Source organism: Shewanella sp. 8A, from assembly GCF_023475945.1.
Lineage (GTDB): Bacteria > Pseudomonadota > Gammaproteobacteria > Enterobacterales > Shewanellaceae > Shewanella > Shewanella xiamenensis.
This window is the reverse complement of sequence record NZ_JAMDJP010000012.1, coordinates 131462-147326: the sequence shown is the minus strand read 5'-3', so window position 1 is coordinate 147326 and position 15865 is coordinate 131462. Positions and strand designations below refer to the sequence as shown.

Below are 15865 nucleotides of genomic sequence, written 5' to 3'. Positions count from 1 at the left end.
GCTGGATGGTAAACGGGAAAGGGCATATCCACGAGTCCTTAAAATGAGCAAAAACAAGTTTCCGGTTAGACCAAAGAAAAATGCCGTTCACTCTTAAGTGAACGGCATTACTGGTTTATGCCAGTGCTTTTCATTTTACAAATGGGGTGTTACAGCGTTTGCCTCAGCTCCAAACTGACCTCATCTTAAGTGCCCACTTTTAATAATTCAGCGCAGGATTGATTGAGTAATTGGCGGCAGCGCCATACACCCAGCAGCGCGACCAATAAGGCGCCGCAGACTGGGGCAATCCCCCACCAGGGCCAGTGCATATACACATTGAGTTCAAACACTTGGGTCTTTAACAGATACAGCGCAAATTCCGCCACTATCACTGCAAGCACACCAGCAATGCCCCCCAGTAAGGCAAATTCAAGCCCAGTGGCACTACGCAGTAACCAGCCCGAGGCGCCAAAGGTACGCAGCACCGCGAGTTCACGCTGGCGCGTCGCCATTCCCGCCTCGGTTTGGGCGATAAGCACTAAGGAACTCGCTAGTAAGACGAGGATCAAGACTAACGTCAGCGACAGTGACACCTGCTCAATGATCTGCCGCAATTGCCCCACCATGGCGCCAACATCGATAATCGACACGGTTGGGAACTGCTGGATAAGTTCGAGGATCACTGTGTTCTTCGGGGCATCACTACCTTGCAAATCCGCATTCTTGTCGTCGAGGTAGAAGCTTGCCATCGAGGTATAAGCAAAGGGCGCCAACGCTTCTTGGGTGAAGATCATGAAGAAGTTTGGCTGTAATGTTTCCCAGTGCACGGCACGAATACTGGCGACCTTAACCCTTAGCTCTTGGTTATCAATCATATAAGTCAGCGTATCGCACAGTTTTAGCCCTAAACGATCGGCAACACCGGATTCCACCGACACCTCATCAGCAGCTTGATTAAAATGCCCTTCAATCAACTCGTTGTTGGCAGGCAAGCTATTGCGCCAAGTGAGATTAAGCTCGCGGGAAATCCCTACTCGCCCCTTCTCTCCGGCCTCGGCCTGCTCGTTAGAGATCAAGATCTCACCATTAATTTGCGTTAGCCGGCCACGAATGACGGGGTAGATATCCGTGGCTGCTATGCCCTTTTGTGCCATAAAGTCGTTTAATGGTTTAGCATCATCGGGGGCGATATTGACCAAGAAATAGTTAGGTGCATTCTCGGGCAGCTGTTTTTGCCACTCGTTGAGTAAATCCTGTCTAAGCGCCAAAATCGTCAGTAACAATACCAAAGCCGCACTAAAGCCCACCAATTGCACCGCATTTTGCCGCGCACGGCGGCGTAACCCCGCAAGTGCCAGTTGCAAGGGATTGGTGGTTTTCATGCCGACACTGTGGCCAAGGCGGATCATCACAAAACCTAAAATACTGAGCAATACGCCGAGTAGCAGCACAGCCGCGACTACCGTCAGTGTCAGCGCCCAGCTTTGGGAATACAAATATCCCAACAGTGCCATCGCCCCTAAACTTAAGAGTAAATGCAACCACATGCCGAGCTGCAAGCCTTCGAGTTGCCTTTGTAAGACTCGCAGTGGCGGAATCGCCAGTAAACGCATTAAAGGATAGGCCGAAAACATAAAGGCGCTGATAAGCCCTGTGCTGATCCCAAGCAGTAGCGGCCGCGTCAATGGCGGCGAATAGGCAGCGATTTCAGGGGGTAACAATTGATTAATGCCTAAATCCAGCAGTGCCCCGCCGATTAACCCCAGCACAATGCCAAACAGTGTCACTAGCAGTAAATGGATGCCGAATAGTCGACGGATTTGAGATGATGAGGCGCCAAAGGTTTTAAGCATAGCCACCACATCATAATGACGTTGGCAGTAACGCTGGGCGGCAATCCCTATCGCGGCGCAAGCAAGGGCAATACCGAGCAAGCTTGCCAGCAGTAAAAAACGCTCCGCCCGCTTCACCGCGCCCGCTATCGGTGAGTCGCCAGACTGCACATCGACCCAGCGCTGGGAATTATTCAGCAGCGGTTTAACGCTATTTTCAAAGGCGCTTAAGGCGCTTTCTTCACCGGCAAATTGATACAGATACGTCACTCGGCTGCCGGGTTGGATAACCCCAGTCTTGGCGACATCTTCAATCCGCATTAACACCACGGGGGAAGAAGCGAACGGATTAAAGCCCGCATCGGGTAAGCGGCTGATTTCTTGACTTAAACGAAACTCACTGTTGCCTAATTCCAGTGTTTGCGGGTATCCCAAGAGTCCCCCTAAGCGACTCTCGAACCACACCTCATCGGCGTGGGGCAAGTCTTGGGCTTTTACATCTGGGCCATTGGCCGCTTTAAGTTCGATGTCTCCCTTAAGTGGATAACCGGACTCAACCGCACGCACTGTGACTAACTGAAACTTATCCCCCGCATACACCATGGAATTAAATTGCATATTGGTGACATGCTTAAGGCCAAGCTCATCGGCCTTGGCCAGAATGCTGGCGTCAATTTGAACGGGAGAGTCGATAATACGATCGGCGGCGATAAACTGAGTCGCTTGTCCGTTGATAGCAACTTGCAAACGCTCACTGACCCGCGCAAGACCACTAACCGACAGCACCGCCAAAGTAATGGCGAGGATAATCAATAACAACTGCCCCTGTTGCAACTCGCGCTTAAACAGGCGCCATGCCAAATTAAGCTCCATGGGTTAGGCCTCCTTGGCGCTTAATTCAAGGTTGTCATTCACATTGTGCGATTGGGCCGAATCCAACTCTTCCTGCAAGTGGCCGTTGTCCATAACCAGTTGCCTTTGGCAACGCTTCGCCAGTTGTAAGTCATGGGTGACTAGGATGAGCGTGGTGTGGCTCTCTTGGTTCAGCTCAAACAACATATCGGCAATTTTATGGCCGTTAACACTGTCCAAATTGCCGGTTGGCTCGTCGGCAAATAGCACTTTAGGTTCACAAATAAAGGCCCTCGCAATCGCAACCCTTTGCTGCTCACCGCCGGATAACTGTTTAGGTAAATGAGTCAAACGGTGGGATAACCCCACGCGCCCCAGCATGGCCTCGGCCTTCTCCTTGGCATTTTTAACCCCGGCAAGCTCGGCCGGTAGCATCACATTTTCAAGGGCGGTTAAGGTATCAACTAACATAAAAGATTGAAAAATAAAGCTTACTTTTTGCTTACGCAGCGCGGCTTTCTGTTCTTCATTGAGCGGTGATAGGGCCTGGCCATCGAGCCAAATCTCCCCCGCCGTTGGGGTGTCGAGCGCGGCGAGTAAGCCAAGTAGCGTCGATTTACCCGAGCCGGAGGGTCCTAATATCGCAACACTTTCGCCCTGCTTGACATCTAAGTTAATGCCCTTGAGGATAGTGAGCGAACCTTCCTGAGTAGTCACCGATTTTTCGAGGTTAACCACATTAATGGCACTATTTTTTGAAACGACGTTAGACATAGGATCCTTCTTATACAAATCGTTCTTGCGTCAATTGCTAAGATGCAAGCCTATGGCAAAGGCCGTGAGCGCCTGCATCCTGTTAAGTCTATTTATAACCACGCCAGTTCAGGCGGCGAAAGTGTTGATCCTCGGCGATAGCTTAGGTGCCAGCTATGGCATGTCGGAACAAGTAGGCTGGGTGGCGCTGCTGCAAAAAAACTTACCCGAGCATGAATTTACCAACGGTTCGGTGAGCGGTGAAACGACAGCGGGCGGTTTGCGTCGTTTGCCTGCGCTGCTCGATTCCGTTGCCCCCGATTTGGTAGTAGTCGAACTCGGTGGTAACGATGGTCTACGTGGATTCCCCCCGACGCAACTCAAAAATAACCTAACCCAAATCATTACCCTAGCCCAAAATAGCGGTGCTAAAGTGCTACTGACCGAAATCATGGTACCGCCTAACTATGGCCCTCGCTATAGCCAAAAGTTCACCCAAGTGTATCAAGAGATTGCAAAAGATGAGGATATTGACCTTATCCCCTTCTTTATGCAGGAGGTCGCTCCCCATCCAGAGTTGATGCAAAGAGACGGTATTCATCCCAATGAAAAGGCCCAAGAGAAGATTGCCACTTGGATGCAACCTTGGATTGAAAAAGCCTTAACTCAATAAAATCGCTGCAATTTTAAGCTAATAAACAGCTTGCTGATGTAAACTTGTATTTAAGCGATAAAAACATGCTCCAACGCAACATTAACGCCTGAGATAAACAGTAAAATTCGTGTTAGCAAATGGTTAACCCAACAAGGAGTCAATATGTCCCTTAGCCATCAGCAAAAAGTGTACATACCCAAGGAAGCTCGTACCAATCAGTACATCACCGCCGAAATTAAAGTCACGGATGAATTACTGGCGCAATACCCCGATTACCATAGCTGTTATCAAACCTTAAGCCGCATTATTTTTAATTTGGCAGAACAACACGATCTCCGTAACGTCCATGTGATCACTAACGATAAACTGCCAGTCGTGCGTTACCATACCGAAGCGTATTGTTTCCAAACCGCTGAACAAATTCTGTTTTTTTACAATCCCGCCTATCACGAGGCACAAAATCTGTTCACTGCGGACAACTACCGCGCCCGCAAACTGCGTATTGTTTTCTTAGCGACTGGCGATGAAATCCGCAGCAACTCAGCTAATTTCCATACCCGTGTACGGGAGCTATTAAACGAATTAATGCCTAAGCTGCCGATTAAAGATCTTAAGGTAAAGATCCGCGACCACCAGCATTTATCCTATGATTTATTCGCCAAATCAAAAGGTAATAAAGAAACCTACGGCTATAAACTCAGAGCCATTGCACCAAGATACAAGGCCAGAAAATGTGACCTGCCGGAAAATGTCAGCTCACTCACCTATGTCACCGTCAGCCTGCCGCTGAGTCGCAAACTCAAACAAGGTTTACTACCAGAGTCAGCAACTGACTTTAGCCCGTTATATCAACACCTTGAGGATAATTTCATCAAGGCGGCGACCAATAAGCAATTAACGCGCTTGGCTATGATCGCCAACGGCTTAACTCCCTTAGTGCGTAACAGTAAGTTTGAAAAACTCGACAGCAAGGCCGAAGTGCAGATGATTGGTTTTGACCCGAACGCAACTGAGCAGCAAGTAATTCGCCGCTGGGATGCTGATAACTTAGTCGAAGCCGCGCATTTTACTATTGTCGCGGGTGCGAAGGACTGTGATGACTCAGGCTATGGCCGTTTTATGAATAACGTTGAAGCCGCATTGAAAACCTTTGCCGCCGAGATTGGGCTAGACCCTGAGCGTGAAGATCTCGTGGTGCGCTTCCATCAGCACATTAGCTACCAGCTCTAATTATTCGCTGTAGCACGACCTAAACAAAGGGCGCATTTGCGCCCTTTTATCTTTTATTCCAAAGTATTACGCTTATACCATACCCTGCACTAAAGCGCGCTAACTTGACTTCAGCCAACCTTTTATCAACTTGACCACTTTATCGTAATCGTCATCAAAACTGTGGCCACCGCTTAATTCCATCACAGTGACATTGGGCTGCTTGACCTCTGGGCATAAATGCAGCGGCGCATCGTCCTCTTTACCGTAGAGACAAAGCATAGGCACAGTGGTTTGTTTGTTCACTTCGGGCAAGGTTAAGTAACGAGCCGATTGGTTATCCGAGGTGACAATCTCACTCACATGGATTTCAAAATCCGAAGATTGTGAAGGAGAAAGCAGCACAGCGCCCAAGACATTCTGCCGATATTGAGCGGGCATATCATTTAACACGAAGGGAATCACTTCGGCCCCGAAGGAATAACCAATCAAAATCACTTTTTGCGTGCCAAATTCCGCCTGATACTTATCAATAATCGCTAAGGTATCTTGGGTGACCTCTTTAGGATCTTTTTGTTTCCAATAATATTTCAGCGAGCTCCAGCCGACGACAGGCCAGCCCTGCTGCTGCAAAATGCCCCCTACGGCTTTATCAAGCGTTGCCCAGCCACCGTCACCACTCAAAAAAATCACCAACGGTGGTTTGGCATGGGATGACGCAGCGTTTACCTGAGTTGATGATTCGACAGGCAATAGGGTCAGCCCCAGATTATCGGCAAACTCATCAGCAAAGACGTTAGCAGTAGAACATAAAAGTAAAACGCTCAGTAGCTTGATTAAGGATTTCGTCATCTCGCACCTACTTTTTAAATACGCCAGTTGTACCACGACTCGTTAAGGTCACCAGACTACCCACCACTACAGGTAAAGAGAGCCCACCATAACAAATCAAATACTTAGCCTCCCACCTGGGATTAAACTTATCCTTATACCTTCTAAGCCCCTGAAAGTTGTAAAATTTATTCCCCTTCTTATAAACTGTTTTGGCAAGCTTAGTCCAAAATGGCACCAAGGCTCTATCAGTCAATCCAGACATGGGCGCCATGCCAAGATTAAACTGCTGATATCCTTGCTGTTTGCCCCATAGCAAGAGTTCTGTAAACAAAAAATCCATAATATTACTGCCCGATAAACTAGGCTCATAGCGCATCAAATCAACCGAAAACTCTATTTTGGCCGCACTGGCCCACACATTGGAAAAAGCTACAAGCTCGTCGTTTAAATACACTAAGGCCATCGGCGTGGCGCACAGGTAAGCAGCAGAAAAATACCCAACTGAAAATCCCTTTTCTCGACCTTGCTTCGCCTTAAGCCAGCTCGAAGAAATAACCTCTAACGTTGGCAATAGGGCCTTCACTTCACTGGCCTCGATAATTTTAAACCGTAACCCTTCCCTTAAAGCCTTCGCATGACTTTGACGCAAGCTACGATACTTACTCGACTGTAAATCAAATTCCGCCAAGGGCACTATGGCCTCCTCGCCGAGTTTATATAGGCTCAACCCTTGTTCTAAAAAGTGGGGTAAATACTTTTGCGTGACTTGATAAAATACTGGCCAACCATCGTAAGCATCGCATAACTCCCTAAACTGCCAGAGTAAATCATCAAATTTATCTGGATTTCCAATCGGATCGCCCATCACAACCCAGCAATGTCCTGCGCGGGCATACATTAAAAATGCATCGTTATCTTCATTAAATAACAATGACTTATCTTGAACTAAAGCAAGAAATCCGTGGCTACTTGGAGCGTTAGCGACGATATCCATAGCGCAGCTTAAAGTATGCTCATCCAATAGACGGGTTTGCGGTCTTCTCATCGCTAACACGTAGCGAAAGGCAAAAATCAACAAGATCACTAGGGCAACCGCCCCACCCCGCAATGCACGGGACACATGGCTATCTTGAGAAAAAGTAAACCAAAGTGAATGATCGTAATCCACATCCTGATAGGCAAAAAATAGCACCCACATCATCAAAAATAATGCCGCCGCCAGCGATAAGGCCCAACCAAAAGAATATTTAATTCCCACAATAGAACCTTGGCGATAAAAAACCTGCTCGCAGGGCAGCATTAATAAATAGATAAGACCAAGTGCGAGGGATATCTGCCACTGAGCGCCCTTTAGTACAATAAACACCATGGCTACCAATAAGAGTTTTTGCGTTAACTCAAACGCTTTTTGATAACGTTTAAATAGACCGTGTGATAATAGCAAGAGTAAAATAGCACTCGCACTCAATATCAAACTTGATAGTTCCACAATTGGTAGCGGCACTATCTCACCTAGCCAATGATATTTATGAATAATGGAAGGGTTAACAACCGATAGCAACAACACTAAGCCAACGCCAAAAACACTAATGCTTAATAATGGTGGCAATAATTGCCTGACAATCTGTAAATTAACATTTAACTTAGAAAACTTATCCTTATTAGTTAATACTAAGGTTGCCACAAAATACATCAGCGCTAAAACAAATGGCACTATGTAATACATTAATCGATAAATAATCACTGAACTTAAAATTTGTTCGGCAGGTAAATATTGCGATAAGGTAACAGTAACTACCGTTTCAAATACGCCAATCCCTCCAGGCACATGGGCAAGCACCCCGATTGCATTAGCTACAAAAAAGATGCTAAGGACCTGTAAATAACTTAATCCATCCACCTCAGGTAGTAGAGAGTAAAATAATGTCCCCACAACGATCCAATCAATACTCGATACTAGAAACTGCTTTAGAGATAAGGAAAAAATCGGTGGTGCCAATTCGAACCCACGAAAATGAATAGACCTTTTCCAGATCAGGCTAAATACAAAATAGCTAATGACACCCAGCAACATCAAGATACCAATCACTCGATTAAGAGAGAAAAACCAAGTTGGCAACGGTAAGTCGGAAAGTTGCTCTGCAGGAAAACTAATCAGAGCAAGTCCGCAGATAAAGAAAAGTCCAAGGAAAAATGTCACTGAGCAAGCGAGTACAACCTGGGTAATATTATTGCCACTCAAACCTAATTCAGAATAAAATTTGTAGCGTATAGAAGTACCGGTCAATAATGAAAAACCTATCGTATTAGAGAAGGTAAATGCCAGAAATGAAACAGGAGCTATCTGTTGATAACTTAAGGGCGATTTTAGTTTTCTAATGGCAAGATAATCATATAATGTTAATAGTAGATAACTGACCAACGTCAATAAAACCGCTAATAAAATTTTTGATGGTGCAAATTGTTTAATCTCTAAAAAAATATCATTTAACTGATAATCCTGCTCTAAGTTATATAGCAGAAACAACGAGACTGTGAATATTATCAAACTAATAATCACACGGATCCGCCTACCCATTTTACTCTCCAAGCGCTGTTTAATCTGCAAATAAAATCAACAATAAGCATTGATAGGACATTAAAATAAAATTAACTTTATTTTATTATTCAACCCTATTTAATCGAACGATTTTTAACATAGTGATTTTGGAGAGGCAATCTAATTAATCATTCGCTTCATGATGTTTTATTCATCTTGTAAACACTTTGTTCTAATCTGGCTTAAATATTCCCCAAATAGTTTAAAACAGCCATTAAGTGGTCAGCTTTTTTGGCTTAACCATTCTAAAAAAATGAATAGGTTGCATGTCCTATCCTTCACTGTACACGGCATGATTTTGGCCATATTTCACATTGCCTTTTTCAGCTCCTAGCGCATCCTGTTAACGAAATTATAACAAAAGCAGGAGCACCTATGTCCAACAAGACAATCCACTCACTCTTAGGCAAAGAATCGACAGCCAAACAGCGTCATTTTTTGCCGAGCAACCCCAATCGTAAGGCGAATTGGCTAATGCCTACAGGCATAGCTCTATTAATGGCATTCAATCTAACAGGTTGTTTTTCAGACGATGATCCTGCACCAGTGGTAACGCCACCCGTGGTGCAGCCACCTGAAACTGGACCCACCTTTCCCGAAGGTGCAATCAAAATCCCCGCTGGCGATAACCTCACGATGCGTATTCAAGAAGCCTTAATTAACGCGCAAAGTGGTGCAGTGATCGTGCTTCCTAAAGGAACCTTTAATATCGACTCAACTTTGCTGTTCGATGGCGATGTAGATGGGGATGGCAGTTATGCCAAAAACGTCACTATCATGGGCTACGGGATGAAGGACACTATCCTTAATTTCGCCCAAGCGAACTCGGGAGATGGGATTTTCGTCCAAAACGCTCTCAACATTACCATTCAAGATCTGTCGGTTAATGAGGCAAAAAACAATGGTATCAAACTTAAAAACACTAACGGCATTATCCTGCGCCGCGTTGGTGCAGTATGGGAAGGCGAACTCGATAAAGATAATGGTGCCTATGGTTTGTATCCGGTTGAATGTGAAAACATTCTGATTGAAGACAGTTATGTTCGCGGCAGTGCCGATGCGGGGATTTATGTTGGGCAGTCCCAATATATTGTGGTGCGTCGCAATATCGCCAAAGAAAACGTGGCGGGGATTGAAATCGAAAACTCCAAATATGCCGACGTGTATAACAACGAAGCGATGGGTAATACGGGTGGGATTTTAGTGTTCGACTTGCCGATCAATAACCACAGATACGGCTCTAGCGTACGGATTTTCAACAACAAAGTGTATGACAACAACACGCCGAACTTCGCCAATGCTTCTGCTAACCCCGCAGGTGTGCATATTGTGCCGCCAGGCACTGGAGTGATCATTTTATCCACCGCAGATGTGGAAATTTTCAATAACCAAATTACCCGTCACGACACCCTAGGAGTGACTGTGAGTAGCTTTTTTATTGCAGAACCCGATATGACCTCCTTTGTCGGCAACTATGGTCAACCTGGTCAAGCGATTGAGGATGGTTGGCGTCCTGTACCACGTAATATTTATTTACACGACAACGTAATTACCGATTATGGTAGCAAGCCAAAAGGTTATTTAATTCAAGATATTATTCGAGCCTATATCATAAATCATGGCACGTTACCCGGCGTACTCTACGACGGCTTAGGGGAAATGCTTGCCAATAACGGCACCGCCGCTTACCTCGGTTTGAAAGAGACGCCCTTTGCCACTGACGGTAGCGATAACGTCTGCGCCAGTGATAACGGCAACGTATCCTACGGCCGGCTCTATGCCAACAGCAATACGGATATCAGCATCGCCGATGTGCAATATGAAAAGACCCAAAACGCCCTACTGAAATGTACTCAAGTGAGTCTGCCTGTGCATACCGTCACCTTTGCAGGCCAAGTATTTGGCTGCGGGGTTGACGATAATACCGCAGGGTGTGATGGCGGCGTATTGGTCGGTGGCGGTGGTACTATCGGTGAAGGCGAAGGGGGTTTAGTAGGCGATGGCGATCAAAGTCTGTGTAAAGCGACTGGCTCAAATGTTAGTTGGGATGCACTGCTGAAAGCAAACTGCCCTAAACTGTCGGATTACAACCTGTTTAGTGATGCCAAAAACCCCACCACAGGCCCGAATTCAGGTGGTGTCCCTTACGATCTCAACACGCAGCTCTTTACTGACTACGCCAGTAAATATCGCTTTGTGTATTTACCTTCGGGACAAAAAGCCAGTTACTCCGAAAAAGAAGCGTTTGATTTCCCTGTGGGGAGCGTTATCGTCAAATCCTTTGCCTTGCCAAGCGATACCAGTAAGCGCGGTATTAGCAACGAGAGCTTGATTGAAACCCGCTTACTCATCCATCGTCCAACGGGCTGGAGCGCACTGCCCTATGTGTGGAATGCAGATAAAACCGATGCCACGTTGGCGAAAGCGGGAGCGATTAGCAGTCAAACGTTGAGCCATAAAGGGGAAAGTCTGACCTTTAACTACATGGTTCCGAGCATGAACCAATGTAAGCAGTGTCACCAGTTTAAAGCTGATAACAATAGCAACGCCGTGTTTGTGCCTATTGGTCCTAAGGCGCGCCATTTGAACCGCAATTTCAGCTATCAAGATGGCAGTATGAACCAACTGCTGAAATGGGAAAGCCTTGGTATTTTGCAAGGATTGCCCAACCTAAGCCAAGTGCCACAAGTGCCCGCCTACCACGATGGTGACGAAGCGACCGTCGCAAGCTTAAGCGATACCGCATTAATGCAAACGGCTAAGGGTTATCTCGACATCAACTGCGCCCATTGCCATAGACCCGAGGGCAACGCCTCTAATACTGGCCTAAAACTCGAGTACTGGCGTGGCTACAGCGATGATGCAGGTTTCTCCCATGGCACCTGTAAATCACCGGTTGCCTATGGCGGTGGAAACTTAGGTTTCGATATAGTCCCAGGCAATGCCGCTGAGTCCATCCTGCACTTTAGAATGCAAAGCACGACTCCGGGCGATCGTATGCCTGAAATTGGCCGAAGCTTAGCCCATGATGAAGGCGTAGCGTTGATCAGCGAATGGATTAAACGTCTACCCGCAGCAAGCTGCTCACGCTAGCGTTAACGTAACAGTGGGTGAAAGCATGCTTGCAATCACCCACTTGCTTACCACTTCAAGACAGAGCGACCCCTGACATTGAAGGCCAACTCGAGGCCTTCTTATTTTCTAATGACATCTTAACGAGCTGATAATCCATGAAAAATCGCCAAACACTTTCGTTGGTGTTGATTATCACTGTGCTGCTCACAGCCTGCGGCGGTAGTGACAGCCAAAGCAGCGATAGCGGCCAAACACCGCCGCCCACGACCCCAACCAATCCAACGATACCAACTAGCCTTTGTGTTAATACTTCAGGGCAAGTTAACTGGCCCGCCTTGATGGCAGAAGACTGCCCAGTGTTAAGTCAATATGGTCTCTTTATCGACCCGACAAACCCAACCATACAACCACAAGCTCCGGGGTTTAGCTATCAGCTCGCTACGCAGCTGTTTTCTAACTATGCCAGCAAATACCGCTTTATCTATTTACCCGCGGGCAGCAGCATACAGTACCAAGCGCAGGAGGCATTTGAGTTTCCAACTGGCGCCGTGCTGGTTAAAACCTTTGCTCTTCCACAGGATACGGCTATCACAGGCATAGCCAACGAAACGCTAATCGAAACGCGGCTATTGATAAAACGCCCCCAAGGTTGGACGAGTCTGGTTTATCAATGGCAACAAGGTGAGGCAAAGCTGCTTACCGCAGGTGCAAGCGTGCATCATACCCTGATTAACCAAGGCCAAAGTCAAAGCTTCGATTACAACATACCGAGCCGCGCCGAGTGCAAAATTTGTCACCAAACCAACCAAGATAACAGCAGCCAAATCATTCCGATTGGCCTTAAAGCCCACTTATTGAATCGCGACATCGTCGACCAAGGACAAAGCGTCAATCAACTCAGCCTGTGGGCCAAACAAGGCAAGCTTGAGCAGTTACCCGAGTTAAGCCAAGTGGCCAAAACCTATGCAATTGACAACCATCAAGCCGATTTAACCGCCCGCGCTAAGGGCTATTTAGATGTAAACTGCGCCCACTGCCATAGCGCTAAAGGCTTTGCCAGTATCTCTGGATTACGCCTCGGTTTTTATATCGATCACACCAGTTATCAATATGGGATCTGCAAGCAGCCTCCGGGATGGGATGGCGGTGCGAAAGGACTTGATTACGATATTGTCCCCGGCAATGCTGAACATTCAATTTTGCTGTATCGCCAAACGCTCTCTGAACCGAAAGATCGCATGCCGCCTATCGGTCGCAATCTTGAGCACCAAGAAGGCGTTGAATTAATTCGTCAATGGATAGATTCACTGGCACCGAGTTTAGGGAATTGTATTTAGGAAAGTGCTGAGTAGTACTAGGGCGTGTTGACGTTTCAGGGTTATTTTTGCAGCAATGTGGCTGGCTTTTATGCAAGGCAAAGTCCGTGCAGTGTAGTTATTCTACATAAACGGACGATAACGCGGCAGAAAAGCCAGCCAAATGCTGCCCGAAGGGTTCGTCTGGCAAGCCCTTGCTCTTACTTTCTGTCATAAGAGCCGCTCGTCATTTGAGTAGAATAACTACACATCATTCCTCGTTTCGCGAGCACGTGCTTTCCTGAACGAACAAAATCTAATCTCGAAACGTCAACACGCCCTAATGTCACTCACATTGCATAGCAATGGAGTGACGTTAAACAAAAATAAATGGGATAAACAAGGATGAAATTGAATATAGGATAGCGCCGTTTCCCTTAAAGTATCGCGTCCGTTTTTAACCAATTAAGCTAGTTCACTATCCTTTAGCCGCAGTTAAGCCGACTAAAATACCCTGGCGGGTGGCCAATCCAATGCTTAAAGGATTGACGGAAATGGCTCACATCGCTGTAGCCTAAGGTCTCGGCAATCGCCTCAATATCTAGCTTGTTGGCTAAAATCAACTCGACCGCACGTTGGCAGCGCACCTGATCAACGAGACGCTGATAACTCGATCCCAGCTGAGCAAGTTTACGCCGAAAACTGCGGTCGCTCATATGCAGCTGCGCCGCCATTTCATCCAAATGAAGTACATGGGGAAAATGTGCGCGGATCGCTATCAATACGGTTTCGATAAAGGAGGTGGTAAAAGCTGAAGGCGTTACCTCTGCAAATTTAGGGAAAGGATAGTTTATTGCAAGAGCAAGATAATCAAGGGAAATACTCCATTCGTAATATTCGCAATTAAACTGCACTTTCGCACCCGTTGCCTCCTCTAAAAAACGGCAGTCTCGACCTGACTCAACCAAATTAATTTGACTTAGCGTTATCGCCTCCCCAGTCAGCTCTCTGGCGAGCCCCAATAGTGACCCAATACTGTGTAAAAACTGAAATCCGTATTGTGCTTTATCAATACGACCCGTATTAAGCCAACGAATGCAAACACTGTCATCTGTTAGACGTACCAAAGAATCAGTAAAACTACCAACTAAACTCGGGTGATTAATCACAAACTGTAAGCAGGCCTGCAATGAGCTAAGTTGAGCAAGATGGGGCAACAATACATCTAAGCTACTCACCCGATAACTCAGCCCTAATTTAGTACCAATATCGGGATCTCCACCCTGTAAGCGTAAAAACTCCATCGCATATTCCACCTGCCAGACAAAGACAAACTGGCAATGATTAAGCTCAGTCCGGCCAACACCAATATGACCACAGACTTGCTGTAAGGCTTTTTCGCCTAACTGTGAGGCAATAAAGTCGAGAATATTACGCAGCTCAAATGCGGGATAGGTTTGATCGCCTACCATCAGGTTCGTCTTGTAATCGACGCGCTGTAACATGGAATATCCTTAATGTGATTTGTTCAGCTTTTAATTCCCTAGGTGATTAGTTGTATAAGATCTCGCTTATTTTGAATAGTCTTAAACCAAACTTAATGTTAAAAAAATGTATTATTTCATTTCGCGCCCAAACAAAACAAAAACGCCTGCATATTCACAGGCGTTTTCATCGGTATTAAGTCAGTGCGGCGGCTTACATGGGACGATTTTTCTCAACTAATCGATTAAAAATCGCATTTACCGACAGGGACGCACCATGGGCGATTTTATCGGCTAGTTTCTTGCGCACCTGATAACGCAGCTTATACACGGTACGTTCGCCCGCTAACTGCATTAACACATCATCACTGGTTGAAATCGCATCGATAAGGCCTAATTCAATCGCCTGTTGACCGTACCAATGTTCACCAGTGGCCACCTTTGCCAAATCGAGCTGAGGACGATATTTGGTTACAAAAGCTTTAAACAGCTCATGGGTTTCTTCGAGCTCCTGTTGGAACTTCTGTCTGCCCTCGTCAGTATTTTCGCCAAAGACGGTCAAGGTGCGCTTAAAGTCACCGGCTGTGTGTTGCTCATAATCAATTTCGTGCTTTTTCAGCAAACGGTTGAAGTTAGGCAACTGAGCAACCACACCGATAGAACCCACGATAGCGAATGGCGCGGCATATATTTTATTGGCGACACAGGCCATCATATAACCACCACTGGCGGCAACTTTATCCACGCAAATCGTTAATAGGATCTCGGCCTGACGCAGACGATCGAGCTGGCTCGACGCCAATCCATAACCATGCACCATGCCACCGCCACTTTCGACATTGACAATAACTTCATCATCCTTTTCGGCGATGGTTAAAATCGCGCTGATTTCTTCGCGCAGAGAAGCCACTTCGGCGGCATCAATACTGCCTTTAAAATCAATGACAAAAACCTTGCCTTTGTGGTCTTCTTCGGCCGCTTTTTCCTTCGCCTTTTCGTCTGCTTTCAGCTGTTTTTCGTAGGCTTTAAACTGCTTCTTCGTCAGCAGTTCCTCCTTCAAACTGTGCTTTAGTTCTTCCAGTTCTTCTGAAAGGTTAGTGATCCTCAGTTCACCTTTATCCGATTTGTGCTTCACAGTGGACGCGAGGACGACAATAATCACAGCAACAATCGCAACAACAATAGTCACAGCTTTGGCCAAAAACATGCCATATTCGTATAGAAATTCCAAAGTACTCTCCGTTGGGACCTAAGGTGATCCGGTTTAATGCGCGCTATTCTAACAGCCTAAAGCG

Annotated in this window: 10 protein-coding genes; 4 read left to right on the top strand and 6 right to left on the bottom strand. The window is 46.4% G+C overall.

Annotated features, from left to right (window positions below; translation table 11 throughout):
- Positions 1 to 185: 185 nt before the first annotated feature.
- Positions 186 to 2687: an ABC transporter permease gene (locus tag M0413_RS11665; RefSeq protein WP_249554305.1), complete on the bottom strand. Its 2502-nt coding sequence runs from the start codon at positions 2685 to 2687 to the stop codon at positions 186 to 188.
- A gap of 3 nt (positions 2688 to 2690) precedes the next feature.
- Positions 2691 to 3440, bottom strand: coding sequence for an ABC transporter ATP-binding protein (locus M0413_RS11660; RefSeq protein ID WP_144346153.1), 750 nt, complete (start codon positions 3438 to 3440; stop codon positions 2691 to 2693).
- Positions 3441 to 3492: 52 nt separating this feature from the next.
- Here M0413_RS11660 and M0413_RS11655 point away from each other — a divergent pair, with 52 nt between their 5' ends.
- Together M0413_RS11655 and M0413_RS11650 are read left to right on the top strand one after the other, a co-directional pair.
- The gene (locus M0413_RS11655) at positions 3493 to 4092 is read left to right on the top strand and encodes an arylesterase (RefSeq protein ID WP_037419972.1); all 600 of its coding nucleotides are present in this window, start codon (positions 3493 to 3495) and stop codon (positions 4090 to 4092) included.
- A 144-nt stretch (positions 4093 to 4236) separates the two neighbouring features.
- Positions 4237 to 5304: a DUF3083 family protein gene (locus M0413_RS11650; RefSeq protein ID WP_037419975.1), complete on the top strand. Its 1068-nt coding sequence runs from the start codon at positions 4237 to 4239 to the stop codon at positions 5302 to 5304.
- Positions 5305 to 5403: 99 nt separating this feature from the next.
- Here M0413_RS11650 and M0413_RS11645 read toward each other — a convergent pair whose 3' ends face one another.
- Complete coding sequence (locus M0413_RS11645; protein ID WP_249554303.1) at positions 5404 to 6135, bottom strand: AcvB/VirJ family lysyl-phosphatidylglycerol hydrolase; 732 nt, start codon at positions 6133 to 6135, stop codon at positions 5404 to 5406.
- Positions 6136 to 6142: 7 nt separating this feature from the next.
- Positions 6143 to 8695, bottom strand: coding sequence for a bifunctional lysylphosphatidylglycerol flippase/synthetase MprF (gene mprF, locus M0413_RS11640; protein WP_249554301.1), 2553 nt, complete (start codon positions 8693 to 8695; stop codon positions 6143 to 6145).
- 396 nt (positions 8696 to 9091) lie between these two features.
- Here mprF and M0413_RS11635 point away from each other — a divergent pair, with 396 nt between their 5' ends.
- The gene (locus M0413_RS11635) at positions 9092 to 11809 is read left to right on the top strand and encodes an SO2930 family diheme c-type cytochrome (protein ID WP_249554299.1); all 2718 of its coding nucleotides are present in this window, start codon (positions 9092 to 9094) and stop codon (positions 11807 to 11809) included.
- 137 nt (positions 11810 to 11946) lie between these two features.
- On the top strand, positions 11947 to 13128 hold the full coding sequence (locus M0413_RS11630) for an SO2930 family diheme c-type cytochrome (protein ID WP_037428591.1): 1182 nt from the start codon (positions 11947 to 11949) through the stop codon (positions 13126 to 13128).
- Positions 13129 to 13571: 443 nt separating this feature from the next.
- Here M0413_RS11630 and M0413_RS11625 read toward each other — a convergent pair whose 3' ends face one another.
- The gene (locus tag M0413_RS11625) at positions 13572 to 14591 is read right to left on the bottom strand and encodes an AraC family transcriptional regulator (protein ID WP_047533842.1); all 1020 of its coding nucleotides are present in this window, start codon (positions 14589 to 14591) and stop codon (positions 13572 to 13574) included.
- A gap of 193 nt (positions 14592 to 14784) precedes the next feature.
- On the bottom strand, positions 14785 to 15801 hold the full coding sequence (gene sohB / locus M0413_RS11620; protein WP_249554297.1) for a protease SohB: 1017 nt from the start codon (positions 15799 to 15801) through the stop codon (positions 14785 to 14787).
- Positions 15802 to 15865 lie beyond the last annotated feature (64 nt).